23 protein-coding genes are annotated in these 24,956 nt (G+C 63.7%); 8 read left to right on the top strand and 15 right to left on the bottom strand.

Annotated features, from left to right (window positions below):
• Positions 1 to 29: 29 nt before the first annotated feature.
• Both ACWCOO_RS04565 and ACWCOO_RS04560 read right to left on the bottom strand, forming a co-directional pair.
• Positions 30 to 1,105 (bottom strand): IS3 family transposase gene (locus tag ACWCOO_RS04565; protein ID WP_446831319.1). Its coding sequence is split into 2 segments (ribosomal slippage): positions 30 to 850 and positions 850 to 1,105, totalling 1,077 coding nucleotides; the frame shifts between segments, so codons are not numbered across the junction.
• A gap of 158 nt (positions 1,106 to 1,263) precedes the next feature.
• A complete protein-coding gene (locus ACWCOO_RS04560; RefSeq protein ID WP_446832059.1) occupies positions 1,264 to 1,446 on the bottom strand; it encodes a hypothetical protein in 183 nt (60 codons plus the stop codon).
• Between the two features lie 118 nt (positions 1,447 to 1,564).
• On the opposite strand from ACWCOO_RS04560, the gene ACWCOO_RS04555 reads away from it, so the two are divergent.
• The 4 genes from ACWCOO_RS04555 to ACWCOO_RS04540 all read left to right on the top strand — a co-directional run bounded on the left by ACWCOO_RS04555 (position 1,565) and on the right by ACWCOO_RS04540 (position 4,243).
• Positions 1,565 to 2,659 (top strand): nucleotide kinase domain-containing protein, encoded by a 1,095-nt coding sequence (locus ACWCOO_RS04555; protein WP_446831774.1) that lies wholly within the window; start codon positions 1,565 to 1,567, stop codon positions 2,657 to 2,659.
• Positions 2,660 to 2,716: 57 nt separating this feature from the next.
• Positions 2,717 to 2,956 carry a type II toxin-antitoxin system Phd/YefM family antitoxin gene (locus ACWCOO_RS04550; protein WP_446831773.1) on the top strand — a complete coding sequence of 80 codons (240 nt, stop codon included), beginning with the start codon at positions 2,717 to 2,719 and terminating at the stop codon, positions 2,954 to 2,956.
• 161 nt (positions 2,957 to 3,117) lie between these two features.
• Complete coding sequence (locus ACWCOO_RS04545) at positions 3,118 to 3,972, top strand: SDH family Clp fold serine proteinase (protein WP_446831772.1); 855 nt, start codon at positions 3,118 to 3,120, stop codon at positions 3,970 to 3,972.
• 49 nt (positions 3,973 to 4,021) lie between these two features.
• Positions 4,022 to 4,243, top strand: coding sequence for a hypothetical protein (locus ACWCOO_RS04540; protein ID WP_446831771.1), 222 nt, complete (start codon positions 4,022 to 4,024; stop codon positions 4,241 to 4,243).
• A 31-nt stretch (positions 4,244 to 4,274) separates the two neighbouring features.
• Here the strand turns inward: ACWCOO_RS04540 and ACWCOO_RS04535 are convergent, their stop codons facing one another.
• Genes ACWCOO_RS04535 through ACWCOO_RS04515 form a run of 5 tightly spaced genes read right to left on the bottom strand, consistent with a single transcriptional unit; the run spans position 4,275 to position 9,474 of the window.
• Entirely contained in the window at positions 4,275 to 5,441 is a 1,167-nt protein-coding gene (locus ACWCOO_RS04535; protein ID WP_446831770.1) for an FAD-dependent monooxygenase, read from the bottom strand.
• Between the two features lie 8 nt (positions 5,442 to 5,449).
• Positions 5,450 to 7,033 (bottom strand): FAD-binding oxidoreductase, encoded by a 1,584-nt coding sequence (locus tag ACWCOO_RS04530; protein ID WP_446831769.1) that lies wholly within the window; start codon positions 7,031 to 7,033, stop codon positions 5,450 to 5,452.
• 3 nt (positions 7,034 to 7,036) lie between these two features.
• On the bottom strand, positions 7,037 to 8,101 hold the full coding sequence (locus tag ACWCOO_RS04525) for a class I SAM-dependent methyltransferase (RefSeq protein WP_446831768.1): 1,065 nt from the start codon (positions 8,099 to 8,101) through the stop codon (positions 7,037 to 7,039).
• Between the two features lie 28 nt (positions 8,102 to 8,129).
• On the bottom strand, positions 8,130 to 8,447 hold the full coding sequence (locus tag ACWCOO_RS04520; protein WP_446831767.1) for a hypothetical protein: 318 nt from the start codon (positions 8,445 to 8,447) through the stop codon (positions 8,130 to 8,132).
• Positions 8,448 to 8,487: 40 nt separating this feature from the next.
• On the bottom strand, positions 8,488 to 9,474 hold the full coding sequence (locus ACWCOO_RS04515) for a phytanoyl-CoA dioxygenase family protein (RefSeq protein WP_446831766.1): 987 nt from the start codon (positions 9,472 to 9,474) through the stop codon (positions 8,488 to 8,490).
• 145 nt (positions 9,475 to 9,619) lie between these two features.
• Between ACWCOO_RS04515 and ACWCOO_RS04510 the strand changes: the two genes are divergently transcribed.
• On the top strand, positions 9,620 to 11,101 hold the full coding sequence (locus ACWCOO_RS04510) for an aldehyde dehydrogenase family protein (RefSeq protein ID WP_446831765.1): 1,482 nt from the start codon (positions 9,620 to 9,622) through the stop codon (positions 11,099 to 11,101).
• A 14-nt stretch (positions 11,102 to 11,115) separates the two neighbouring features.
• On the top strand, positions 11,116 to 11,922 hold the full coding sequence (locus ACWCOO_RS04505; RefSeq protein ID WP_446831764.1) for an alpha/beta fold hydrolase: 807 nt from the start codon (positions 11,116 to 11,118) through the stop codon (positions 11,920 to 11,922).
• Here ACWCOO_RS04505 and ACWCOO_RS04500 read toward each other — a convergent pair.
• Both ACWCOO_RS04500 and ACWCOO_RS04495 read right to left on the bottom strand, forming a co-directional pair.
• Positions 11,919 to 13,250 carry an MFS transporter gene (locus ACWCOO_RS04500; protein WP_446831763.1) on the bottom strand — a complete coding sequence of 444 codons (1,332 nt, stop codon included), beginning with the start codon at positions 13,248 to 13,250 and terminating at the stop codon, positions 11,919 to 11,921. The two genes, ACWCOO_RS04505 and ACWCOO_RS04500, sit on opposite strands and share 4 nt — an antisense overlap.
• Complete coding sequence (locus ACWCOO_RS04495; protein ID WP_446831762.1) at positions 13,247 to 15,136, bottom strand: AMP-binding protein; 1,890 nt, start codon at positions 15,134 to 15,136, stop codon at positions 13,247 to 13,249. The genes ACWCOO_RS04500 and ACWCOO_RS04495 overlap by 4 nt, the downstream gene beginning before the upstream one ends.
• Before the next feature lie 185 nt (positions 15,137 to 15,321).
• Here ACWCOO_RS04495 and ACWCOO_RS04490 point away from each other — a divergent pair, with 185 nt between their 5' ends.
• Complete coding sequence (locus ACWCOO_RS04490; protein ID WP_446831761.1) at positions 15,322 to 16,617, top strand: serine hydrolase domain-containing protein; 1,296 nt, start codon at positions 15,322 to 15,324, stop codon at positions 16,615 to 16,617.
• Between the two features lie 69 nt (positions 16,618 to 16,686).
• On the opposite strand, the gene ACWCOO_RS04485 is transcribed toward ACWCOO_RS04490, so the two are convergent.
• The 6 genes from ACWCOO_RS04485 to ACWCOO_RS04460 all read right to left on the bottom strand — a co-directional run bounded on the left by ACWCOO_RS04485 (position 16,687) and on the right by ACWCOO_RS04460 (position 23,620).
• Positions 16,687 to 17,175: a DUF4440 domain-containing protein gene (locus ACWCOO_RS04485; RefSeq protein ID WP_446831760.1), complete on the bottom strand. Its 489-nt coding sequence runs from the start codon at positions 17,173 to 17,175 to the stop codon at positions 16,687 to 16,689.
• The gene (locus ACWCOO_RS04480) at positions 17,172 to 17,693 is read right to left on the bottom strand and encodes a cupin domain-containing protein (protein WP_446831759.1); all 522 of its coding nucleotides are present in this window, start codon (positions 17,691 to 17,693) and stop codon (positions 17,172 to 17,174) included. The genes ACWCOO_RS04485 and ACWCOO_RS04480 overlap by 4 nt, the downstream gene beginning before the upstream one ends.
• 66 nt (positions 17,694 to 17,759) lie before the next feature.
• A complete protein-coding gene (locus tag ACWCOO_RS04475; protein WP_446831758.1) occupies positions 17,760 to 18,575 on the bottom strand; it encodes an outer membrane protein in 816 nt (271 codons plus the stop codon).
• 139 nt (positions 18,576 to 18,714) lie between these two features.
• Positions 18,715 to 20,595, bottom strand: a complete 1,881-nt coding sequence (locus ACWCOO_RS04470) for a hydantoinase B/oxoprolinase family protein (protein WP_446831757.1) — start codon at positions 20,593 to 20,595, stop codon at positions 18,715 to 18,717.
• Positions 20,596 to 20,608: 13 nt separating this feature from the next.
• Positions 20,609 to 22,666: a hydantoinase/oxoprolinase family protein gene (locus tag ACWCOO_RS04465; RefSeq protein ID WP_446831756.1), complete on the bottom strand. Its 2,058-nt coding sequence runs from the start codon at positions 22,664 to 22,666 to the stop codon at positions 20,609 to 20,611.
• 27 nt (positions 22,667 to 22,693) lie between these two features.
• Positions 22,694 to 23,620: a hydroxymethylglutaryl-CoA lyase gene (locus tag ACWCOO_RS04460; protein WP_446831755.1), complete on the bottom strand. Its 927-nt coding sequence runs from the start codon at positions 23,618 to 23,620 to the stop codon at positions 22,694 to 22,696.
• A gap of 132 nt (positions 23,621 to 23,752) precedes the next feature.
• Between ACWCOO_RS04460 and ACWCOO_RS04455 the strand changes: the two genes are divergently transcribed.
• On the top strand, positions 23,753 to 24,955 hold the full coding sequence (locus ACWCOO_RS04455) for a CaiB/BaiF CoA transferase family protein (protein WP_446831754.1): 1,203 nt from the start codon (positions 23,753 to 23,755) through the stop codon (positions 24,953 to 24,955).
• The last annotated feature ends 1 nt before the right edge of the window (position 24,956 follow it).

Genomic DNA, 24,956 nt, shown 5'->3' with positions numbered 1-24,956 from the left:
GCCACCCTGGATGTGGGAAATTCATCATATCAAGCTACTTTCTTGGCGAACACCGAGGGGGGCATTCTGCCCACGGATCGGTGAGGCCGGACATGGTTGTAGTGCGTTTGCCAGCGCTTGATGATGGCGCGTGCTTCCGTCAGGCTGCCGAACCAATGTAAGTCCAGGCAGTACTCTCGGAACTTGCCGTTGAAGCTTTCCACGAACGCATTCTGAGTCGGCTTTCCGGGCTGGATGAAGTGGAGCCGCACACCGGTTCGCCGGGCCCAGAAGAACATCGCCTTGGAAGTGAACTCCGGGCCATTGTCGAGCACCAGGGTCCTGGGCAATGGCCGGATGGTGCCGAGCTCATCGAGATACCGGGCCAGGCGGGCGCCGGAGATCGAGGTGTCGACGATCTGACCGACACACTGGCGGGAGAAGTCGTCGATTAAGTTGAGGATCCGGAACCGCCGGCCATTGGCGAGCTGATCGGACATGAAGTCCGCGGACCAGCGCTCGTTCGCCTTCGTCGGCACCGGCATGGGCACTCTGGGCCGCGTGATCTTCTTGCGGCGCTTGGTACGCACCTGCAGGCCTTCCTCGCGGTAGACCCGATACGTGCGCTTGCGGTTGATGACGCGGCCTTCCTGCTTGAGCATCTCGTGCAACGTCAGATAACCGTAGCGGGGATAGCGTTCCGCCAGGACCTGCATCCGGTGACGCAGGTCCGCGTCGTCACGGCCCTTGAGACGATACCAGGCCACCGAACGGGGCAGGCCCACCAGGCGGCAGGCACGTCGTTGACTGTAGCGGCGATCGGTGAGGTGATCCACGGCCGCTCGCCGCTGGGCGACCGTCACCATTTTCCCTGAACCAGCTCCTTCAGCGCCGACTTGTCCAACTCCGCTTCGGCCAACAGCTTCTTGAGCCGGGCGTTCTCGTGCTCAAGATCACGAAGCCGCTTGGCGTCGGATATCTCCATGCCGCCATACTTGGACTTCCAGCGATAAATCGTGTTCTCGACGACACCATACCGGCGCGCCAACTCGCCGACCGGCTGACCGGCCTCGTGCTCCTTGAGGATCGAAATGATCTGTTCGTGCGTATACCGCTTCCGCTTCATCGGGGGACCTCCTTGGGGTCAACATACAAGGAAATCCCACATCCAAAACGGCTCGGATTACAGGGGAACGGTCAGTCTCAATAGCTTCTCATGCCGGTTCATGGCCTGTCACCTCTTACCCACCAGTGTCACAGATTTCGCATGTTGCCAAGACCCCGCTACTTGAGGGTCTCGACGAGGTTGGTCTTCGCGACATCGTCGGTGAAGGCGCTGTCCCGGAAAATGATCGTGGTCTCGCCGGCGATGGAATCGAGAAAGGCCGAGACGCGCGGCTCAGGCCGCGGCCGCATCATTTCGGAGACAACGTTGGTGTTTATCAGCCAAGCGAGCGGAGCGGTCATTCCCCGTCCTTAGAGGAAAAGGAGAGCGGTCTATAGCTGCGTCGGGGCGGGAACGGCAGCTCAATGCAGTGCTCCTCCCCGAACGGATTCACTATGCTTCATTCGAGGTGACCAAATAGTGGCGACTAGAGATAACCGACCGGGAAGCGGGCCTTTACGGAGCATCAAGGTCGCGCGCGGGCGAACGCTAAAGGCCACGCCCGTGTTCGATACCTATTGGAGTTTCGCGGCCGAGCGGCAGCGTCTATTCGTGCGCCGTGTTCTCGGCTCGCCTCCGCCCTGGACCGACGACCCGGTATTGAGAAGGTACAGGTTCACCAACGCATACCGCGCCGCCGACCGCGTTAGCCAATACCTTATCCGCCATGTCCTGTACGAAGGCGATCAGGCTCCCCGCGAGGTGTTCTTCCGCGCTTTGCTGTTCAAGCTTTTCAATCGGGTCGAGACGTGGCAGGCCCTTGTTTCGCGCTTTGGAGTTCCTCAGGCATCCTGCATCCGACCAGAACTCTATGCCGGCTTTTTTGACAGTCTTCTCGAACAAGGATCGCGCCTCTATTCCGCCGCCTACATCATCCCTAGCCCGCAACTCGGCTATGCAAGAAAGCATCGGAACCACCTGCAACTTCTGGAACTCATGCTCTGCGACCAGGCACCCAGTCGTATCGCGGACGCCAAATCCCTTGAAGCGGTGTACGCGATCCTCCGGTCGTTTCCGTCAATCGGACCGTTCCTGGGCTTTCAGTTCGCCATTGACTTGAATTACAGCGCGATCGTCAATTTCTCCGAGATGGACTTTGTCGTCGCGGGGCCTGGCGCCAGAGACGGCATTCAAAGGTGTTTCGCCGATACCGCTGGCTTGAGCGATGCCGACGTCATACGCGCAGTCAGCGACATCCGCGAGAAAGAATTCGCCCGCTTGGGCATCGACTTCCCCGATCTCTGGGGCCGTCCTCTCCAACTCGTTGATCTACAGAATCTGTTTTGCGAGGTGGACAAATACTCTCGCGTGGTCTTTCCGTCGTCACCCGGCGCGTCACAGAGAAAGCGGATAAAGCAGTTATACCGCTCTTCCGGCACTCTCCCGCCACAGTGGTACCCGCCCAAATGGGGGCTTAATCCACCCGCCTCGGTGTTCCCTGCTTTCGACGCTCAAGCGCGCGAATTGTTGCATCGTGGGCGGCAGCAGTCGCCCGGCCATTTGACGCGCATCTAGCCTGATCGGGCGAACACGGCTATTGTTTGAGTACCTGAATAACCAAATTAGGTTGTCATGGCTACCGTGAGTATTGCACAAGCCAAAGCTCGCCTCAGCGAACTCCTGAACAAGGTGGAAGCGGGCCAGGAGGTGGTCATCACTCGCCGCGGCAAGGCGGTGGCGCGTTTGTCCCCCACCGCCAATCCCAAGAAGCCGCTGCCCCTCGCGGATCTCGCCGTGTTCCGGACGTCGATGTCGTCATTGCGGCGCCCCGCTGCCGATCTGCTGCGCGAGGCACGAGACGAGGGACTGTGAGGTCCGCGGCTTGCTGGAATGCTCTACTTCGACACTAGTTTCTCGCGTCGCCCATACCTCCCTAGGCCAACTAAGGCCTTGAGCGCCTCGGCGAACATGCGCAAAATCGAACCATGCATGCGGATAGAATTACGCGATGTACTTGGAAGGGATTCATGCTCATGACTGGTAACGTCAACGCACAACGTACACCGCGCAAAAGCCCGGCCACGAGCGATTCAATCGCGGTCGACTGGCTGCATTCGAAGCTCACTGAAGTTGAGAAGCATACGGGCATGGATGCGATGACGATCTTCGGCCCAATATTTGAGACTGTTGATCACCGCGTCAGGCAGGCTATCGAAAACGTGCCAAATAGGCGCCGTAAGTTACTCGTGATCATTGATACGCCCGGCGGAATCGTTGAGGTCGCCGAACGCATAGTGACCACGATCAGGCATTACTATGGGGAGGTCACGTTCCTAATTCCTGACAGGGCGATGTCGGCTGGAACCGTTCTCGTAATGTCTGGAGACGCAATCCTGATGGACCACTTTTCTTGTCTGGGGCCGGTTGATCCTCAGTTGCAAATTGAGGGCAAGCCAATACCGATATCGGTTCTTTCTTACCTGGAACAGTATGAGCGTTTCGTAAAGAAGGCCGAGGAGGGCACTCTGACAAGCGTGGATTTAGTGCTGCTTCAGAAGCTTGATCCCGCCGATTTGCGTCAGTACGAGTTGGCGGCCAAACTGTCAGTTCAACTCATTCAAGACTGGCTTGTAAAGTACAAGTTCAAGGGCTGGTCGGAACATGGTTCTACCCGAGAATCGGTGACCGAAAAAGAAAAAAAGGACCGAGCGGAAGACATTGCCAAAGCGCTGAACGATCAAGAACGGTGGGGCACCCATGCACGCGGAATCAACCGTGACGTCCTAGCGGAGTTGAAGCTCAAAGTCGATGATTTGGAAGCCGACGCGACCTTAAGCGAGTTGGTTAAGGATTATTTTGGTTCTTCAGGGACTTTGCGTTCAAGATAGAGCGGAATAGTCTGGAACATAATCAGCATTACATTTGAGAGGAGTGCTAATGGCGAGGAAAACCAGTTTTCTGCTCACTGAAGAGCAATTTGCAAAAAATCCGGCGGTTAATCGTAAAGTCGTCGAACAGGCGCTTGAAATGCGTAGCGAGCTGGAAAGGCTGGGAGTGTGGCAAGACAGCGGCAGTCGGGTGACGAACCCTTTTGCAACCAAGCCAACCGTGAAACCAATCGCCGCAAACGGAAGTCGGCGCATCATACAGAACCGATAACCGGATTGTTCCTACCGAAGGAACTTCCCGGTCAAATTGGCTCGGTGGCGGGGTCGTAGAGGGTTAGGCCGAGGGTGTCTTCGGTGGTGACAGGGTTGCGGGCCAGTTGGTCGGGGTCTTGCTGCATCAGGCGTTCGCCGCCGTGCAGGGACTCGTGATGCATGACGGTGACGCGCTCGCGGCGGGCGGCTTCGTAGCGCTGCAGCGCGCGTTCTCCGATGCCGAATTCGAGAAGGGCGCGGCAGAGAATCACGGCGTCTTCCAGCGCGGCTGCGGCGCCCTGGCCGAACCACGGCAGCATCGGGTGCGCGGCGTCGCCCAGCACGGTAGCTCGGCCCTGCACCCAGCGCGGCAAAGGCTGGCGGGCGAAGAGGCCCCATTTGTGGCAGCGGCGTTGAGGAAACGCGCGCAGCACAAGCTGGGCGTCTTCGTGAAAGTCCGCAAAAATGCCGCGCACCGTCTCGATGTCGCCGGTTTGCGACCAGCCTTCGGCGGTCCATGCGTCGGCTTTGGAAAAAGCCACGAAGTTCTGTAGCGCGCCGTGGCGCACGGGATAGCGCACGAACATGCGTCCGGGGGCAACGAAAACCATGGAGCCTGGCCGCGACTGCTCCGCGCCGAGCAAATCGCCTGCAACCAGACCCCGGAAGGCCACAAAGCCGGCAAATTCCGGCGCCGGCTCGGCAAACACGTCGCGGCGCACCGTGGACTTGAGCCCGTCGGCGCCAACCAGCATATTCGCAGTGGCTACCGAGCCATCGGCGAAGCGCAATGCAAAGCCGTCGCCGCCGGATTGCGAGACCGCGGCGAGCTCCCGGCCCAGCACCACCGCATCGGGCCGCAGCGCGGCGAGTTCGGCATGCAGCAGGCCGTGCAGGTCGGCGCGGTGGGCCTGCAGGTAGGGCGCGCCCAACTGCTCTCGGGTGTTGGCGCGGACGATGTTCACCAGCACCTTGCCGGTCGCGTAATGCCGTGTTGTCTGGGTGGGCGGCTCGTCCGCCAGCGCCTCCAGAGCCTCGCCCAGACACAGGTAGCGCAGCGCTTTGACAGCGTTGGGCGCCAGCGAAACACCGGCGCCGATCTCTCCAAGCTCCGGCGCCTGCTCATACACGCGCGGATTAGCCCCGCCCCGCGCCAGCCCTAGCGCCAGCGCCAATCCGCCAATGCCGGCGCCGACAATGGCGATGTCGTCGGCCACGCTTCCCGTCAGATGCCCAGTGCGCCGGGATTGATGAGTCCCAGCGGGTCCACCTGCTGCTTGACGGATTTCAATACGTCAATGGCGGCGGTGTTTCGGTCCCGCGCGTAGGGGTATGCGCGGCCGATCTGCAGATGCGCGGCGCCGTGCTTGTACATCAGTTCTATCAGCGCCACACGTATGCGCTCCACCAGCGCCCTGCCTTCGGGGTTGGGGCTTGGCTCGCGCGCCGTCTTCTGCAGCGCTTCGGCCAGGTGGTGGTGGTGAAAAGCCAGCCACTCGTCCTGCCAGTAAATCACGACTTCATAGAGGAAACCGCCACTGCCGCTGACGCTATAGACGATGAAAGCCTGCACGCCTTTCTCGCGGCACTCCCCGCGCACGCCCTGCATGTATTGCAGGTATTCCTCGTGCAGAGCCTCAGCGCCCGAAAACGGCACGATCGCGTGCAGCGGCAACAACCTGCGGCCATCGGGACTGACCACCATGGGCTCCGGAAACGGATCGGCGCGCAGGAATTCGGCCGCTGTATTGGCCACTTCGACGCCCGCGCCGCCCACCGCTTGCCGGATGCGGCGCAGATGCATGCGGAGTTCCTGTGAATCGGCGCCCTCGCATAGAAAGTGCGCCAGGTATTTCGAGGCGCTCAGAAAGCGCCGCCCGCCGACCACGACGCGCAGGCCGGTGCGCAAGGCCTGCAAAGGATTGGAAGCGCCGCGCAGTATCGTCAGCAGTTTCGCGGCATCCTGTTGCAGCCCGGACTCCCCCGCCGCCTGGCGCAGCAATTCCGTTTCCGTGCCGAATACTTCCGTGGCCGCGCCGCAGCGCGCCACCTTGCGCACTACCTCCACCAGGTCGGAAAAATCGTTGAAGGCAAAGCTCAGCCCCTCGCCGGCAGCAGGCCGCGGCTCGAGCTTGAGCGTCACCGCCGTCTTCACGCCCAGCGCCCCCGCGTCGGCGCAGAACAGCCCGGTGAGGTCCGGGCCGTATTCGCGGAAGAAACGGCTGTGCCCAGGCTGGCCTCCCGAACCGGTAACGAGCAGGCTGCCGTCGGCGAGAACCACCTCCAGGCCGAGCGCCGCCGACACGGACGTGCCGTGGCGTCCGGAACCGAACGTGAGCGCCCCCTGCGCCATGCCCCCGCCCACGGTCGCGACGCTGCCCGACATCGGCCCCCAGAACACCGATCGCAGCCCATATTCGGCAAGCGCAGCGTCCAGGGCGGCCCAAGTGCATCCGGCATCCACCGTGGCGTATAGATCGCGGGGGTGGATTTCCCGCACCGCGTTCAGGCCCGACATGTCCAGGACGATTGCGTTCTCGCGATTCGGCAGGTAGGCGTCGGTATAGGACATGCCGCCGCCGCGCGTAAACGTGGCAACGCGGTGCTCGTGGCAGACCCTGAGCACCGCCTGCACTTCCGCCGTCGTGCCGGGCGCTACCACGGCCTGCGGAGGAACGCCGCCTCGATAGACATCCTGCGAAGCGAGTTCCCGTTCCTCCGCTGTGGCCGTGACGCGCTCCGGCCCGACCGCCTCGATCAGCGCATCAGTCAGCGCCGCGCTGCGAGCCGCCCGGCTGTCGCTGCCCATGCTTCAGAGAGGCTTGGTGGCAAACGTGTTGTAGAGAAATGAGCCCGAGGAACCTTGCTCGACATCCTCGAAGCCCGCCTTGGCCAGCAGCGAGGTGAAATCCGCCGCGCCGAACGCCGGCGCGAAAGGCTCGCAGTTGTACTGCGCGTCGAACGCGGCCCACATCCGGTTCGGCGCCGGCAGCCGAGTTGCGTTGGGTGCATCGATGACCGTAAAGGTTCCGCCCGGCCGCAGCACCCGAAACGCCTCGCGAATAATCGGTTCGAAGGTGTGCTGGGGAACTTCATGGAACAGGATGTAGGCGAAAACCGCATCGAAGCTCTCGCTGGAAAAGCTCAGGTCTTCCGCCAGACCCTGGTGGAAATGCACATCGACGTTCATGTCGGTGGCGCGCATATGCGCATAGCGCACCATCGGCAGCGCCACATCCAGACCATGGACTTCGGCGTCCGGATAGCGCTCCTTGAGCTCGGTCGTGCACTGCCCGATCGAGCAGCCCAGATCAAGAATGCGCTGCACGCGGCCGTCGGCAGGCGGGCGCATGGCGTTCACGCACGACACGTGAATTTCGTCCTGGTCGTTGTCGCCCTGATAGAAAACGCGCGTGCCGTGATAGAACACATACCCCGCGAGTTGGTCCCCGCAATACCCGCCCGGCTGCAGGTGAATGTCCTGGCAGGCCGATTCCGGCGCCACGAAGTCGGGATCGTAGTGCAAGCGCCCCGGATTACGCTGTTCCGCGTCCGTCAGCTTGCCCTCCCAGTAGTCGCGGTTGGCGGCGTAGGAGTCCTGCAGCTTCTGCCACGCCAACTGCTGCTGGCTGCGCATGACGCGCTTCCAGCTCTGCACCTTGGGGTTGCGGCCGACTTCGGGCGCAAGCTGCGCGAATTCCTCAGGCGTGATGGCCGCCGGCAATCCGGCCGCCTCGGCAACGCCGGCAACTTCCCCGGCGATTTCGGGAAACCACGAGCGTATCGCGAAGTTGCGCACCTCGGTCATGTACTCCATGTGGCTGGCGTCCTCCCGTGTCGGGGGCGCGGGATGTTTGCCTGAATGTTGCTGTTGCATTTCCGCTCTCCTCACAAGCGCATGAAGTCTAATCCCCGGCGCTCATGCTGCGCAGGGGGTCTAGCAGGCGCGTCACGAAGGCCGAGAGTTCGCGCTTGCGGGCCTCCGGGTCGGCCTCGGAATGGCTCTCGATTTCCTCGGCGGCGACTATGCCCTTCGACTGCAGGAGCGCCTCCAGGGCCCTTCTGCGGTCGCGCTCCATCCAGAGTTCGCCGCCCAGCACGATGACCGCCTCCAGCAGCCGATCCATGAGCGGATGCGGCAGAAAGTGCGGTTCCTCGCCGGCGCGCGGCAGTCCGATCCTCTCCACCTGCGCGCGGGACAGTTCGTCATGCGTCGTGTTCATAGTCAGCCTCCCCTCCCCCGGCCTTCCTCGGCAGTCCCAGTCAATCCGCCTGCTGCGATTTCAATTGGCGCTGGAATTCCTCGTATTCGTTAATGTCCGTGCGCCGCTCGCGGCTCCAGCTCGTGGCGAAACCGGTGGGAAAATCGGCGTCGCCGTCGCGGTATCCGTCCTGCGACCAGAGCACCGGAAACAGCGGGCCTCCGGGCGGCTCGCCGTCGATCATTTCGTCGAAACTGACGCCGGCCAGGTTCACGCAATCCGGCCGCGGCCGCCAGCGGATATCGTCGCCGAACACTCTTATCGACACGGCGATGCGCCAGTCGTTCGACGTATTGCCGTGGGAATAATGCAGCGTCCATGGATGCACGATGAGAATGTCTCCCGGATCCATGGACCATTGCAGAAAGCGGTTGGCGGGATCGGCGCGCAGCGCCTCGCCGTCCGGATGCGGCGCCCGGTCGGGGGGTTTGAGCATCTTGCGCGCGTTGGGCGAGAACAGCCAATACTGCACGTCCTGCCCGTGCGAACCGGCAATACACTCGAGGCTATTTTCCGTGGCGATCGGAGTAAGCGGCGCCCAGATCGACGGCACCATCTTGCCCACCGTGGGCCAGCCCATGCGGTCGCAGTGCCAGATCGTGGCTTCGCTCGAGCGCGGCGGCTTGACGAAGAACTCATCGAAGAAAAACCGCACGCTGCTTGAGCGCATGACGCGGGCCGCGGCCTCTGCCAGCGGCGACTCGAAGACCAGTTTGCGAAACTCCGGCACCTTGCGCGCCATGTAGCGGCCCGGATAGCTGGGCAGAAGCCCGACATCCTGCTTGTCCACGGCGATACTCCGAGCCGCCGGCAGCAGCGACTCGATCCACTCCCGGCTGAGAATGCCGCGCAGGCAAACAACTCCGTCGCGTTCGTAGGCCGCGATTTCTTCCTCGGTGATGGGACGGCAGGGTTCGGGCAGCGTGGTCATGCGGTTCAGGTCGTGGCGGAGATCGTCTGCAAACTGTACACGACGCGGAGCCTTCACCGCCAACAAGGGGCCGGGGGCCCGAAAACTGCAGCAACTTGCAGGCAGCCGTGTGTGCTTGCCACGTGCCTGCATCAACGCGCCTTTACCGTTGCCGGCACGCCTAATAGAATCCTTTTGCATCGCAACGGCAAGGGGGATGGCCATGCAGATGTCACCACAAACGGCGCAGCGTCTCGGCACACCGCAGGCTCACTTCATCAATGGCGCACGCGTGGAGAGCGGCGCATTGCGGGAAGTGTTGAACCCGGCAACCGGAGAGTCGATTTCGCAAATGTGCCTCGGCGGCGCCAAGGAAATCGACGCTGCGGTGGCCGCCGCCCGCGCTGCGCTTCCCGGCTGGTCTGCGGTGGCGCCCGATGACCGGGCCCAGCGCATCCTGAAATTCGCCGAGCTGATGGAGCGCCACGGCCAGATGATCGGCGAACTGTCGATTCTGGACGGCGGGCTGACGAGCATGACCGGCACCTCCACGGCGCCATTCTCTTCCCTTTTCCTGCGCTACTACGCCGGCTGGACCAACAAGATCACCGGCCAGACCATGCCCTCCTCGGCGATGGGCAAGTCGCCGCAGGACTTGCTGGCCTATACGCTGCGGGAACCGATCGGCGTAGTGGGTGCGATTACGCCCTGGAACTACCCCTTCGGGATGGAGATGCTGAAGATCGCTCCGGTGCTCGCCACCGGCTGCACACTGGTGCTCAAGCCGGCCGAGGATGCTCCGGTAGCGGGTCTGTTGATGGCCGAACTGGCCCATGAGGCCGGCATTCCCGAGGGCGTGTTCAACGTGGTCAACGGGCTGGGCGAGGAAGCCGGAGCCGCGCTGGCGGCGCATGACGACGTGGACAAGGTGGCCTTCACCGGCTCGACCGAAGTCGGCCGCATCATTGTGAAGGCCGCCGCGGGCAACCTGAAGAAAGTGTCGCTGGAGTTGGGCGGCAAGTCTCCGGTGTTCGTGTTTGCCGATGCCGATCTCGCCACAACCGTGCCGGGCGTGGCCATGGCCGGCTTCCTGATGTCGGGACAGAACTGCGTTTGCGGCAGCCGCCTGTTCGTTCACGAGAAAATCGCCGACGACCTGGCGGCCGGCATCGCCGAATTCGCGCGCAACTTGCCTATCGGGCCGGGGGCGGACCCCGCCAATGCGATTGGCCCGCTGATTTCCGAACGCCAGTGCCAGCGTGTGGAAGGCATGATTGCCCGCGCCGAGGGCGAGGGCGCCAAGCGGGTGACCGGCGGGCAGCGGGTGGACCGCGCCGGCTGGTTCATCGAGCCGACGCTGTTTGCAGACTGCCGGCCGGACATGGAAATTGCCCGCGACGAAGTGTTCGGGCCGGTCATTGCGATGCAGACATTCTCCGACAGCGAGGATTTCGAGGCGCTGGCCGCGCGCGGCAACGATACGAGCTATGGCCTGTCGGGCAGCGTCTGGACGCGCGACCTGGAAACCGCGATGCGGATGAGCCGGCTGATCGATTCCGGGCAGGTGGGCGTGAACTGTCATGCGGCCATGGACCCCACGATGCCGTTTGGCGGCAACAAGCAGTCGGGCTGGGGGCGCGAGTTCGGCGACGCGGCGCTGGACATGTACACCAAGACCAAGGCGGTTACGGTCGCCTGGAGCTAGATTGAGTTCGCGCCATGTCCGGCCTTATTCGCATCGGCGAGGCCGAGCTCTACGCCGAGGAACAGGGCGCGGGCGAGGCCATGCTGCTGGTTTCGGGGCTGGGCGGGTCCGGGACCTTCTGGCGCAACCAGGCCAAGCATTTCGCGACGCGCTACCGGGTCGTTAGCTACGACCACCGTGGGGTGGGACGCAGCCCCGCAGCGCCCCTGCACAGCAGCGTAGCCGAGATGGCGGAAGACGCCCTGGCGCTGATGGACGCGCTGGACATTGAAGCCGCCCACCTCGTCGGTCATTCCACCGGCGGCGCCATCGGGCAATACCTGGCCTTTCATGCGCCGAGCCGGCTGCGTTCGCTGGTGCTCAGCGCAAGCTGGGCCGGTCCTACGCCGCTGTTTACCGACCTGTTCCGGGTGCGGCGCAAGATCCTGCTGGAATCAGGCCCCGAGAGCTACCTGTTCTCCGGCAGCCTGCTGGTCACGCCCGCCTGGGCCCTGGAAGGCTCGTATCCGGGCATGGAGGAAGTAGTGCGGCAGCGATTGACCGTGTTTCCCGGCACAGAAGTCGAGCTGGGGCGCCTGAAGGCCGTCATGAACCACGACTTGCGCGATCAGGTTAAAAACATACGCACACCCACCGGAATCATTTCCGCCCACGACGACAATGTCACGCCTCCGGAACTGTCGCGCGAATTGGCCCAGCGCATCCCGGGTGCGATACAGGTGCTGCTGCCGCAAGGCGGGCACTTCTGCCCGGTTACCGTGACACAGGACTACAACCGCGAACTGGAGGGCCTGCTGGGCAAGCTTGAGGCGCGCTGCTAGGGGCTTTTGTCCTCGAACTGGGCGCGCAGCGGCCGCCATCCCGACCAGGTCAGCAGACATCCTGCAATCAGCAGCAACGGCGCCGCAATCATCAGTGACCAGCCGACGGCGGCTTCATCGGCGAACAAGCGGTCGGTAAGCTGGGCCACCAGCCACGGGCCGCCGGCCTGGCCCAGCACGTTCGCGATCAGCAGGTAGAGCGCAACCAGTTGCGCCCTGAACTGAGGCGGCGAGACCATCGGAATCACCGCTACGGCAGCGCCGAAGGGCGCGGCGCCGAACAGGTTCACGGGCGCGAGCAGCGCAATAGCCAGCGCTCCCGTGGGCGCCAGGGCGATTCCCGCCGCGAACGGCAAGGCCAGCAATCCGCCGAAGGTGGCGATCCGCAGATTCGCATCGCGGTAGCCGCGCGCCTGCATCGTGTCCGCCAGCCACCCGGCCCCGATCACGCCCAGCGTGGCGAACACCAGAAACAGCACCCCTTGTGCATAACCGATGTCGCCAGGCGCCCATCCATGCGCACGAATGAAAAACGCGGGGATCCAGGCCCCAAGCGCGAACTGCGCCGCGGCCAGCAGCGAAATTCCGAGGAATACCGCCACAAACAGCCGGTAGTTGCGCGCAACATAGCGCATGGCCTGCAGGAATCCTTTGCGGTACTGATCGGCGCTCTGACGCCGGGTTGCCGCCCGCCGCGGCGGCTCCTTCACCGACAGGAAAAACCATACCGCTGCGGGAATCCCCGGCAGGGCGCCCAGGATGAACACCGCTTGCCAGGTTTCCATGGTACCCAGCACTGGTAACGCGAGTCCCTGGGCCGACTCCAGTGAGTTCACAATGAATCCGCCCACCATCAGCGCAATTCCCGAGCCGAAAAAGCTGGCGGCGGTGAACACGCTTACCGGCCGCGCCAGGCGCTGCGGCTTGAACAGGTCGGCCAGCAGCGAAAAACCTGCGGGCGTGAGCACGGCCTCGCCCACTCCGACAAACATGCGCGCCACGAAGAGCTGCGCGTAGGTCTCGGCCAGGCCGCAACATATGGCCGCGATGGTCCAGGCGCAAATCCCTATCGTGATCAGCATGCGCCGGTTGGCGCTATCGGCGATGCGGCCCAGTGGAATGGCCGCCAACGCATAGAAGAAGGCAAACGCGAAGCCTTGCAGCAAGCTGATCTGGGTGTCGCTGACCAGCAGATCGGCCTTGATGTCCTCGACCAGCAGATTGATAACCTGCCGGTCGATGAACGCCACCACGCCGCATACGCACAGCACGAAAACCACATACCAGCCGTAGGCTTCACCCCGCAAGCTGCCCGGTCTGGCGTTCATTGGGGGCGGATTCCCGCATCCAGCAGCTTCGACTCGATCTCCTGCAGGATGGCGGGATCGTCTATGGTTGCCGGAAACGCATATTCCTCGCCGTCGGCGATCTTCGCCATAACGCCTCGCAACACCTTGCCGGAGCGGGTTTTCGGCAATCGCTCCACCACCACGGCCTTGCGAAACGCGGCTACTGGGCCGACATGCTCGCGGATCAGCGCAATACATTCGTCCAGAACCGCACGCTCTTCGCGCCCGGCGCCGGCCTTCAGGCACACGAAGCCCAGCGGCGCCTGCCCCTTCAGCGCATCGGCAATGCCCGTCACGGCGCACTCGGCCACATCGGGATGCATGGCCAGCACTTCTTCCAGGGCGCCGGTGGAAAGCCGGTGTCCCGCAACGTTTATGACGTCGTCGGTGCGCGTCATCACGTAGAGATAGCCTTGGTCGTCCATGTAGCCGGCGTCGCCCGTCGTATAGCAGCCCGGGTACTGACTGAGGTAGGTTTCCCGAAAGCGGTGGTCGGCCCGCCAGAGCGTGGGCAGCGCACCGGGCGGCAGCGGCAGCCGGCACACGATGGCGCCCGTTTCGCCGGCCGGAACCTCGGCGCCCGCGTCGTCGAGAATCCGTGCGTCCCAGCCGGGCAGCGCCTTGCCGGCCGAGCCGGACCTGACCTCGAACAGGCCCTCTCCCAGCAGGTTGCCGGCTATGGCCCAGCCGGTCTCGGTCTGCCACCAGTGGTCGATGACCGGCACTTTGAGCATCTTGCCGGACCACTCCAGCGTGTCGGGATCGCAGCGCTCTCCGGCCAGAAACAGCGCGCGCAGCGAGTCGAGGTCGTAGCGGGCGGCCTGCTTGAGCTCCGGGTCGTCCCGCTTGATGGCGCGTATCGCCGTGGGCGCGGTAAACAATACGTTTACTCCATGCTGACTTACTACCCGCCAGAAGGCGCCCGCATCCGGCGTGCCCACCGGCTTGCCTTCATAGAGAACAGATGTCGCGCCGGCCAGCAAGGGGCCGTAAACGATGTAGGAATGCCCGACCACCCAGCCGATATCCGAGGCCGCCCAAAACACGTCGCCCGGAGAAATGCCGTATAGCGCCTGCATCGACCAGTGCAGCGCAACCGCATGACCGCCGTTGTCGCGCACGATGCCCTTTGGCTGCCCGGTGGTGCCGGAGGTGTAGAGGATGTAGAGCGGATCGGTGGCTTGCACGGCCACGCAGTCCGCCGGCTCAGCGTCGCGCACGAACTCCTGCCAGTCCAGCTCGCCCTGCGGTTTGAGTTGCGCGCGCAACTCCGGGCGCTGCAGCAGAACCACCAGCTCCGGCGCGTGGTCCGCTTGTTCCAGGGCCTCGTCCAGCAGCGGCTTGTAGGCCACCACGCGGTTCGGCTCCAGGCCGCAGCTCGCGGTGAGGACGAGCTTGGGGCCGGCGTCGGTAATGCGCGTGGCCAGTTCGCGCGCGGCAAAGCCGCCAAATACGACCGAATGAATCACGCCCAGCCGGGCACAGGCCAGCATGGCCATCACTGCCTCCGGGATCATCGGCATGTAGATCAGCGCGCGGTCACCCTTGCCGAGCCCTGCCGCCCGCATGGCGCCCGCGAGCTGTGCAACGCGGTCGCGCAGCTCGGCATAGGTAAATTCGCGAACCGCGCCGGTCATGGCGCTGTCGTAAATCAAGGCGGTTCTATTCGCGGCCTCCCCGTCGGCATGACGGTCCAGCGCGTTGTGGCAGGTGTTCAGCGTCCCGCCGGAAAACCACCGTCCCGAGACCGATTCGGGATCGCGCACCTGCGACCACGGCCTGTTCCAGTCAATCCCGCGCGCCGCATCCGCCCAGAACCCCTCCGGATCCTCAAGCCACCGCCCACGAACGCTGTCATACGACATTTTTCAAGGCCTCCGACCGCCCCTCAAGACTGCGGGCGTTCCCCGCGCATCCCTAATTCAGGATGGCCGCCAACAGTAACCGGGTTCTGCTCGGCCCGCAAATACAGCACGGGCACGTCGGGCACGTTCCAGCGTCCGCCGCATGGGGGACAATGAGTGGCACTCGGAGTCTGGAAGGCGAAGACATGACAAACAGGTCCTATTTTTCGTTGTTGATGCCGGCGGCAGCTCTGGCCGTGCTCGGCGTTGGGAGCAATGCCATGGCACAGGCATCAATGGACGCGCAGCCGCACATGAATCGCTACACGGAGGAGGATGAAGCGCGCTACCGGGAGCGGTTCGCAGCGCTGACCGACCGCAGCGGCGCCAGCGGGCTGGCTGCCTACGATCCGCTGAAAAATGTTGCGGGCGCAGCGGACTGGATGCCGCTCGAAAAAGTTCAGATGCCGAGCATCGCACCCGAAGCCATTGCGAAATCCCAGGACTATGCCCGGGACATGAATTCAACCGCTTTGCTGATCTGGAGAAACGGTCGGGTGGAGACGGAAAGTTACTTCGGCGATAACACCGCCGGCACGCTAATGGTGTCCCGCTCGCTGGCCAAGCCGCTTTCCGTAATTGCCGTGGGACGGGCAATGCAGAAAGGCTATATCGATGCGCTGGACGAACCGGTTGCCAACTACATCCGCGAGTGGCGCCAAACCCCCAAGGCGGCTATCACGCTCCGAGAGCTGCTGGGTATGCGCTCCGGTCTGAAACCGCAGGAGCCGGCGCCCGAAATCACCGATGTCCTCAACCGCGCCTACCTGCACCCGCGCCACGACGAGGTGCTGATCCACGATTACCCGCTGACCCACAAGCCCGGCAGCCGCTACGAGTACTCCAACGCCAACTCGGAACTTGTGGCGCCGCTCATCGAACGCGCCACGGGGGCCGAATACGAGGATTGGGTTTCCAGAGAGGTCCTTGCGCCTCTCGGGGCACCAGGCGGGCAGGTCTGGATGAACCGCGAAGGCGGAACGGCGCATGCCGGCTGCTGCTGGCTGTTGCCGGCGGAAACCTGGCTACGGCTGGCGATTCTTCTTATTGATGATGGCGAGATGGACGGGCGGCGCCTGTTACCGGAGGGCTTTGTACGCGATATGACTACCGCCACACCGCAGAATCCGCACGCCGGGCTGGGCGTCTATGTGGCGGGCTCCTACATCGAAAGACGGGGCGCCGCCAATCCCGACCGGGACGTGGGCGAGACGCTGCACGGCGAGCCCTACCTTGCCGACGACTTGTTCCTGTTCGACGGCAACTCCAACCAAGTGATCTACATCGTCCCCTCGGCCCGTTTGATAGTGGCGCGGCTCGGAAATCGCCCGCCTCCGGGCGTGGAATGGGACAACGCCTATCTGGTCAACACTGTCTTGCGCGGCCTTGATGCACCAACCCGCGCGGGCTTGCGCCCGCAGACTACGCAGCGCCCAAACTGACGCGGCGCCTCAAACCAAGGTAAACGCCAACAGTGCGGGCGTCGCGCCGGTGCGACGCCCGCGGCGCTATTAGTCCTCTGCCAGCAGGGGCTTGTCTCGTCCCAGAGCGCCCAGGAGTTTCCATTCGGTCCCTTCCAGGGCCCATATGTGGGCGATATGGAAATGCTGATCCACAGGCTCGCCGGTGGGCATGCGGGTGCGGTGCGTACTGTAGTAGATCACCGCGGCCGTGCCGGAGAACGTGATGCCGCCGAACTCCATGACCAGCTCTTCCTGGTCCAGGCCGCGCATTACTTCCACGCTGTCCCGCAGTTGGTCGATTCCCAAGGGTGTCGGCCAGCCCGGCGGCCAGCCCATGTAGTGCTCGGAGGCGTTGTCCACGTAAACCTGCAGGTCGCCCTCGCCGCGGGCCGCATAGATGGCCTGCTCCTTCGCCCAGATCTCGTCGCGGGCGGCGTCGCGGTCGTACTGCGGGCTGCTTGAAGGTTGTCCCGCGCAGGCCGCGGCAAGCGCCGCAAGCGCCAGTGGCGCCACACGGCTCGCTAAAACGCGCATCATGTCGAATCCTCCTCATTGCGTTTTCGGTTGGCGGGCGGAACAAACTGCATTTGCTCCATCAGCGCTTCCACGCCCGCCGGCCGTGGAAACGCCTCGGGCATCGATTCGCCCGGCTGCCGCGGGCGCCCGATGCCGCGAAACCAATGCTCCAGCCCGGGCGGCAGGAATACCCAGAACAACTCCATGTCGGTGTCGCCGGTATTCTCGATAATGTGGCGCGCATAGCGGCCGAACAGCACCGTGGAACCCACCGTGATCGGATACTCGTTGCCCTCGATCTCCACGCGCCCGCTGCCCTTGTGTACGAAAATCAGTTCGTGGTTGCGGCGGTGGCCGTGTTCGCGGATATGACAGCCCCGCGGGAGTAATTGGGTTCCCGAAGTGAAGCCGTCGTAGGGCGTATTCTCGGGGGTCAGCTTGAGGTTCACGTAGCCGCGCGAAGGCAGCGGCTGCCAAAGGGATTCGCCTTCGCCGGGCGCGACTACCGCCCACCAAGGCTCGTTATGCCGTTCGTTCATCGCTGGCCCCTGTCCCCAACGCTCTTCAAAACCCCATCATACTGCCGCATCGGCGCCCTGCACCGATCAGAACGTCAGGCGCAGGGACAGGCGCAGTCCGTGCGCTTCGAGCTTAGCAGCGGTGGGCGCCAGATTCAGCGGCAAGGGCTCTCGGCTACCGTCGCGCCATACGACTTCTCCGGCACCCTCGCCGGTTTCCAGGGCGCCATAGTCCGCGTAGCGCCAGACAGCCTCGACGGACACGCCGTCGTTCAGGGGCCATTCCAGCCCGGCTGCAAACAGCCACGCAAATCCGGTTCGGCTGCCGCCGGGAACGTAGGTGGATGTCCTCGGAAACGTCATGCTGGTCTCGCTCAGCTCGGCCCTTGCGGCGCCGACGCCCACACCTGCAAATGGCCGAAACACCCCGAGCCTGGGCAGGCCGATTTCGTCGAGAGCAAAGTAGGCGGCCACAAATCCCGCCTTCACGGAGGCCCGCGCGGAAACCGATTGCCGGTGGTGCGCACCGAGAAAATTGGCCCGGCCGTGGAAGGCGAACTCCGGCCAGTACTCGACATATGACTCTAGTCTCACGAACCGAGACGCGGCCATTCCCACTCCGATTTCCGCAACCGGCGCCAGTCCGAAGTCCCCAATCGACCGCAGCGGCGCGCCGTCCGGCCCCATGCCGCAGCCATAGAGCGCCGCCGGCGACACGCTGGCGCAGTCCTTGTCGGTGAACTCCGAATCCAGCGCCCCGCTCACCCCAAAGCTTGCCCGCCAGTGAAAGCCGTCCGCCAGCCCCGCCACCGGCACAACAATCGCCGCCACCACCATCCATACGCGAATGGCTAACCGTGATGAGCGGCGCATGGCGTCAACCGGCCCTAATCGCCACTCCATGCCCCATCGCCCCAGGCCCGATCTTCTTCCTGAACCCGGAAATCCTGGCGTTGTGGCGGATTTCTGCGGTACCCGGCCTTGTGGCGCTCCTCCAACTCCTTTTCCTTGCGGCGTTGCACAAATTGGCGTGACGCGCGCTTCAGGCGGCGGAGCGGAACCAGTTCTGGAACTCGGGGGCGGCGGGAGCCGGGAGGCCGGTTTCGGTTTCGCAGCGGTCCTTCAGCTCGTCCATGGTGCCGCCGAAGTCGAACAGCTTGGTGTCGCCACGTTCCGCGGCCATGTCGGCGCGCAGTTTCTCGGTGGCGGCTTCGTCCACTTCGCCGTCTTCATTACAGACCACGCCGTAGCGGCGGGCGCCGTCCACGCTTACCAGGCCGGCGGCTACATCGAAGCCCACCTTGTCGGCAGGCCGCTTGAGCGGATCGCCCCAGCCGCCTCCGCCCCAGGTATCGAAGTAGAGCAAGTCGCCAGGCTCCACCTTGATGCGGTCGCATTTCGACTGCAGCAGTTCCTCGCTGCCGTCGGCGCGGTGCAGAATCTTGCGGCTGCGCTGTCCGGGCAGCCCGCCGTTCACGCCCCAGGGGTAAGTGAGCCAGCGGTCGTCGTGGATGGAGATTTCACCCGGCTCCAGGAAGCGGTAGCCCACGCGCAGCGCGTTACCGCCGCGGTGCAGCCCGGCGCCGCCGCTGTCGGGCAGCGTTTCATATGCGTCGATGCGCAGCGGGAAGTAACTCTCCAGAAACTCGTTGGGCACGTTGGTGAAGCTGGGCCACAGCGAATGGCCGTCGGGACCGTCGCCAAAGGGCTTGCCGGGCACGCCGCCGAAGCCGATCTGGTAGAGCTGATACCACTCGCCGTCGGCGCGCCGGTAACCGGAATACATAAAGTGCGGGCTGTCGGAAAAGCCAGCCGCGCAGAGAAAGTCCGGGTTGCCCTGCCCCAGCAAACCGCCCAGCACGTCGAAGATGCGCCCCAGCGCATGGGTGCGGCAGGACAGCGCCGCCGGGAAGCGGGGCTTGAGCAGCGTGCCTTCGGGAATGCGCACTTCCATGAGGTCGTAGAAGCCGTCGTTGAACATGATTTGCGGATCGAACACCATGATCATGTACACCCCGGCGAACATCTTGAACATCTCCTCGTTGAGGTAGAAGTTCACCGAGCCGATGGACTGCGGGTCCGTGCCTTCGAAATCGAAAATCACGGTGTCGCCTTCGCGCCACATCGCGCACTTGATCTTGTACGGCCCCATGCCCAGCCCGTCGTCGCAGATGTAGTCCTCGAAGTACTGCTTGGTTTCGGGCACGGTCATGTGAATGAGCTTGCCCATGGCCCGCTTGTTGCGGTCGAGCAACTCCTCCAGCGCCGAGTAATAGACATCGTCGCCGAAGCGCTCGGCCATCTCGATGACGCGCTTCTCCGCGGTGCGGATGGCGGCCACGATGGCATTGAAGTCGCTGCGGTTCCAGTGCGGCAGCCGGCAATTGTGCAGAATCAGCCGCAGCACATCTTCCTGCAGCTTGTCTTCCTTGTAGATCTTGACCGGCGGCACGCGCACGCCTTCCTCGAATATCTGCCGCGCGTCAGTGGGCAGGCTGCCCGGCACCTTGCCGCCAATGTCGGTCATGTGGCCGAACATCGAAGCGTAGGCAATCAGGCGGCCGTCCTTGAAGATCGGCCGCAGCAGCAGCCAGTCGTTGGCATGGCTCACCGCGCCGTTGCAGGAGTAGGGATCGGTGGTGAGGAACATGTCCCCTTCTTCGATGGTGCCGTCGTAGGCTTCCTTGAATCCGTGGATGAAGCTGCCGAACTGCCCGACCACCATCTTGCCTTCAAGGTTGGCGATCATCGGAAATTCGTCGTGCTGCTCGCGGATACCGGGCGACATGGCGGTGCGGAACAGCACCGCGTCCATCTCCCAGCGCGCGTTCAGCATGGCGTTTTCGATAATGTCCAGCGTAATGGGGTCCAGCTCCACGCGATTGAAGGGGCGCGGGCGGCTTTCTATGATTTGTGCAGGCATGTTGTAACTCCGATCAGGAATCCGATGGCGTAATCAGGATATTGCCGTATTCGTCCACCCTGCCCTCGTGGTCAGGGAGAACGAGCGTGGTCGAGTCCATCTCCAGGACAATGGCGGGGCCGGCTATGACATTGCCGGCCTTGAGCTTGGAGCGGTCGTATAGCAACGCTTCCCGCATCCCGCCGTCCACATAGATTTCGTGCTTGAGCATCTCGGCGGCAGCCGGGCTGGCGTCGCCCTTTTCCACCCGCAGCGCGCGCACCATGGTGGGCTTGCCTTCGGCCACGGCGCGCAGGTTGACCAACTCCTTGTCTTCCGGCAGCGCGAACGTGAAAAGCTGCTCGTGCATCTGGTCGAACCGCGAACCGATCACGTCCAGACCCTTGGCGCTCAGGTCGTCGAGTTCGAAATCAACGGTAAGCAGCAAGCCCTGGCCGTGGTAGCGGATATCCGCCTGGTAGCTCAAGGACTGGTCGCTGCGCGGAATGCCTTCCTCGTCGAGCGTTTGCGAGGCCTGTTCGGCCAGATCGGTGAATATTTCGACCGCTTCCTCGGCACTGGTGCGGGTGAAACGCCGGATGAAGGTGCGCGACGCTTCGTTGCGCACCCGCGTGGTGGCGTCGCCGTATGCGCACAACACGCCGGGACCAGGCGGGATGATTACCGGCCAGGAGCTCATCAGCTTGCCCAGCGCATTGGCGTGCAGCGGGCCGGCACCGCCGAAGGCGATCAGCGCAAACTCGCGCGGATCGTGGCCCTGCTCCACGGAGACCAGACGCAGCGCGCCATACATGTTCTCGTTCACGAGGCTCACGATTCCCGAGGCCGCTTCCATCAGCGACAGACCCAGCGCGTCGGCGACTTTCTGCACCGCGGCCTCGGCCTTGGCCCGGTCGAGCTTCATGTCGCCGCCCAGGCGCACCTCGGCCGGCAGGTAGCCCAGCACCACGTTGGCGTCGGTGACCGTGGGCTCTTCGCCGCCTTTGGAATAAGCCGCAGGACCGGGATCGGCGCCAGCGCTTTGCGGACCCACGCGCAGCGCGCCGGTCATTTCCGGCACGTGGGCGATGGAACCGCCGCCGGCGCCCACCGTGCGCACATCCACCGAGGAAGCACGCACCGTTACGTCGCCGACCGTGGTCTCGCGCCTGAGTTGCGCCTGCCCGTCCTGCACCAGCGCCACGTCAGTGGAGGTGCCGCCCATGTCGAAGGTAAGCAGGTTGGCGTGCTCGGCTTGCCCGGCAATCCAGATGGCGCCGGACACGCCGCCCGCCGGTCCGCTCATCAGCAGATTAACGGGCACCGCTTCTGCGGCTTCGGCCGACGCCAGACCGCCGTCGGAACGCAATACGTGTAGCTGCACGCCTTGCATGGTTTCATCAAGCTGCCGCTGCAGGTTGCGCACGTAGGTGGACACCTTGGGACGCACATAGGAATTGGCGACGGTGGTGATGGTGCGCTCGTATTCCTGCATCTCCGGTACTACATCGGACGACAGCGAGACCGGCACTCCGGGCAACACACTCTCGGCCACATCGCGAACCTGCTGTTCGTGCGCCGGGTTGGCGAACGAATTGATCAGCGACACGGTCAGCGCTTCCACGCCTCTGCCGGCCAGCTTGCGCAACTGGGCCTTGAGCGCTTCAACGTCGAGTTCCTGCACAACCGAGCCGTCGGCGCCGATGCGCTCGTCCGCTTCGATGGTGAGGGCCAGCGGCGCCAGCGGCAGACTCTTGTTGTAGATCACCCATCCGCCCAAGCCTCCGGGCACGAAGGAGCGCGCGATCTGGAGCACTTGGCGATAACCCTTGGTGGTCACCAGGCCGACATTGGCGCCGGTTCCGGTGAGGATGGTGTTGGTGGCGACGGTTGTGCCGTGCATCACGTGGGTGATGTCGCCGGGATCGACGCCGGCCTCGGCACAGACTCTGTCGATGCCGTTGGACACGCCGATCGATGAATCCTCCGGCGTGCTCGGAACTTTTGCCGTATACATTTCGCCGGACTGCTCGTTGACCAGGAGCAGGTCGGTAAAAGTGCCGCCCACATCCACGCCTAGGCGATAGCTCATGCTATTTCTCCCGTATGTGCTTTAAGTTCAGGCCCGCGCGCCCTCGGCGACATCCGGGAAGATGCCGGCACGGGGCAGCATGGCGGGCAGATCGCCGTGACCGAGCTGCTCGCGGAGCCAGCCACTGGTTTCGATAACTTTCTTCAACGACACGCCGGTCTGCACGCCGGAGCGCGACAGCAGGTAGAGCAGGTCGTCGGTCGGAATATTGCCGGTAGCGAGCGGCGCGAAGGGGCAGCCACCGATCCCGCCGATGCTGGCGTCGATGGAAGCCACGCCGGCGTCCAGCGCGGCCTGCGCGTTGGCCAGCCCGGTGTTGCGCGTGTTGTGCAGATGCACACGCAGGGGCAGGTGCGGCAGGCGCTCGGAAATTCGTCCCAGCACGTCGGTGATTTGCGCGGGCACGGCCACTCCGATGGAATCGGCAATACCCAGCTCAACCGGTTCGCCCTCGGCAACCTGCTCGGCATAATCCACGACCCGCTCCGGCGGCACTTCGCCTTCGAACGGGCAGCCGAACGCCGACGACACCATACAGTTGGCGCGCATGCCGGCGGCGCGCGCCTGCTTGGCAATCTTGAGCCAGGCCGCAATCGATTCCATGCTGGAAACACCCTGGTTGCGGCGGTTGTAGGTGTCGCTGGCGACCACCGCCATACCGACCTCGTCGATGCCGCAATCGCGCGCCCGCTCGAAGCCGCGCTGATTCAGAACCAGGCCGATGAAGATCAGGTCATCGCGCTTGGGAAGCCCCGCCACCACGGCTTCGGCGTCGGCCATCTGCGGCACCCGTTTCGGATGCACGAAGCTCACCGCCTCCACCTTGCGGATGCCCGCATCCACGGCGCGGCGAATGAATTCCAGCTTGACTTCCGTGGGCAGCACCTTCTCGGCCTGCAGGCCGTCTCTGGGGCCCACTTCCACTATGGATACGTGGCGAGCGCTGGCTGTCATCAAGATTCCCGTCCCCTCTTGCCAAGGCCACGTATTCTATACAATGTATGCTCAAACTCCATAACCTCCGCCCCGTGCGGAAGTAGTGTCGAGCGTTGCGCTCGCAGGGATAGATAAGAGAGGGAACAAAAGATGACGGAAAGGACCGGCCCGCTGGCCGATCTGCGACTGATAGAACTCGGCGCGCTGCTGGCGGGCCCCTTCTGCGGGCAGCTAATGGCCGATTTCGGCGCCGAGGTGATCAAGGTGGAGGCGCCCGACCGCCCGGACCCGATGCGCGACTGGGGGCAGGAAAAGGCCCACGGCATGTCGTTGTGGTGGCCGGTCATCTCCCGCAACAAGAAGGCGATCACGCTGAACCTGCGGGAGAAGGAGGGGCAGGATGTCCTCAAGGAACTGGTCGCGAAAGCCGATTTCCTTCTGGAGAACTTTCGCCCGGGAACGCTGGAGCGCTGGAACCTTTCGTGGGAAGAACTGCACGACATCAATCCCGCGCTGATTCTGGTTCGCGTGTCCGGCTACGGGCAAACCGGACCCTATGCCTCGCGCGCCGGCTACGGCGCGATCGGCGAAGCCATGGGCGGCTTGCGCTACGTGGCCGGCGATCCCTCGAACCCGCCGAGCCGCGTGGGCATCAGCATCGGTGACCAACTGGCGGCCACCTTCGCCTGCATCGGCGCCTTGACCGCGCTGCACCACCGGGAGCGCACCGGCAAGGGGCAGGTCGTGGATTCCGCAATCTACGAAGCAGTGCTCAACATGATGGAATCACTGGTCACCGAGTATCAGCAGGCGGGCTATATCCGCGAACGCACCGGTTCGATTCTGCCGCGCGTGGCGCCGTCGAACGTTTACCCCACCAAGGACGGCACCTTTCTGCTGATCGCTGCCAACCAGGACAGCGTATTCCGGCGGCTGAGCGCGGCCATGGGGCGCCCGGAGCTGGCCGATGATCCACGCTATTCCAGCCATGCCGCCCGCGGCGAGACGCAGACCGAGCTCGACGAATTGATTGCCGAGTGGACGGCCACCAAGAATGCCTCGGAACTGGAGGCGCTGATGGCCGAACATGGGGTGCCTTCGGGGAAAATCTACCGGGCGCCGGACATGCTCGAAGACGCGCATTTCAAGGCCCGCGACGCAATCGTTTCGGTGATGCATCCCAAGTTCGGCGAGTTGAAAATGCAGAACGTAGCGCCCAAGCTGTCGCTCACTCCCGGGCAGATACACAGCCCGGCGCCCGATATAGGGCAACACAACAGCGAAATCTACGGCGACCTGCTGGATTTCAGCGAAGAAAAGCTTGCGGGACTGAAGGAACGAGGAATCATATAAG

Origin of the sequence: Candidatus Foliamicus sp. (assembly GCF_965221325.1) — a bacterium.
Taxonomy (GTDB): Bacteria; Pseudomonadota; Gammaproteobacteria; order Steroidobacterales; family Foliamicaceae; genus Foliamicus.
This window is presented reverse-complemented; position numbering and strand designations above follow the sequence as displayed.

Excerpts from the sequence above, each read along its gene's own strand:
- ACWCOO_RS04560 (WP_446832059.1), bottom strand. The coding sequence starts at position 1,446 with ATGACCGCTCCGCTCGCTTGGCTGATAAACACCAACGTTGTCTCCGAA.
- ACWCOO_RS04550 (WP_446831773.1), top strand. The coding sequence starts at position 2,717 with ATGGCTACCGTGAGTATTGCACAAGCCAAAGCTCGCCTCAGCGAACTC.
- ACWCOO_RS04545 (WP_446831772.1), top strand. The coding sequence starts at position 3,118 with ATGACTGGTAACGTCAACGCACAACGTACACCGCGCAAAAGCCCGGCC.
- ACWCOO_RS04540 (WP_446831771.1), top strand. The coding sequence starts at position 4,022 with ATGGCGAGGAAAACCAGTTTTCTGCTCACTGAAGAGCAATTTGCAAAA.
- ACWCOO_RS04530 (WP_446831769.1), bottom strand. The coding sequence starts at position 7,033 with ATGGGCAGCGACAGCCGGGCGGCTCGCAGCGCGGCGCTGACTGATGCG.
- ACWCOO_RS04525 (WP_446831768.1), bottom strand. The coding sequence starts at position 8,101 with ATGCAACAGCAACATTCAGGCAAACATCCCGCGCCCCCGACACGGGAG.
- ACWCOO_RS04520 (WP_446831767.1), bottom strand. The coding sequence starts at position 8,447 with ATGAACACGACGCATGACGAACTGTCCCGCGCGCAGGTGGAGAGGATC.
- ACWCOO_RS04510 (WP_446831765.1), top strand. The coding sequence starts at position 9,620 with ATGCAGATGTCACCACAAACGGCGCAGCGTCTCGGCACACCGCAGGCT.
- ACWCOO_RS04505 (WP_446831764.1), top strand. The coding sequence starts at position 11,116 with ATGTCCGGCCTTATTCGCATCGGCGAGGCCGAGCTCTACGCCGAGGAA.
- ACWCOO_RS04500 (WP_446831763.1), bottom strand. The coding sequence starts at position 13,250 with ATGAACGCCAGACCGGGCAGCTTGCGGGGTGAAGCCTACGGCTGGTAT.
- ACWCOO_RS04495 (WP_446831762.1), bottom strand. The coding sequence starts at position 15,136 with ATGTCGTATGACAGCGTTCGTGGGCGGTGGCTTGAGGATCCGGAGGGG.
- ACWCOO_RS04490 (WP_446831761.1), top strand. The coding sequence starts at position 15,322 with ATGACAAACAGGTCCTATTTTTCGTTGTTGATGCCGGCGGCAGCTCTG.
- ACWCOO_RS04485 (WP_446831760.1), bottom strand. The coding sequence starts at position 17,175 with ATGATGCGCGTTTTAGCGAGCCGTGTGGCGCCACTGGCGCTTGCGGCG.
- ACWCOO_RS04480 (WP_446831759.1), bottom strand. The coding sequence starts at position 17,693 with ATGAACGAACGGCATAACGAGCCTTGGTGGGCGGTAGTCGCGCCCGGC.
- ACWCOO_RS04475 (WP_446831758.1), bottom strand. The coding sequence starts at position 18,575 with ATGGAGTGGCGATTAGGGCCGGTTGACGCCATGCGCCGCTCATCACGG.
- ACWCOO_RS04470 (WP_446831757.1), bottom strand. The coding sequence starts at position 20,595 with ATGCCTGCACAAATCATAGAAAGCCGCCCGCGCCCCTTCAATCGCGTG.
- ACWCOO_RS04465 (WP_446831756.1), bottom strand. The coding sequence starts at position 22,666 with ATGAGCTATCGCCTAGGCGTGGATGTGGGCGGCACTTTTACCGACCTG.
- ACWCOO_RS04460 (WP_446831755.1), bottom strand. The coding sequence starts at position 23,620 with ATGACAGCCAGCGCTCGCCACGTATCCATAGTGGAAGTGGGCCCCAGA.
- ACWCOO_RS04455 (WP_446831754.1), top strand. The coding sequence starts at position 23,753 with ATGACGGAAAGGACCGGCCCGCTGGCCGATCTGCGACTGATAGAACTC.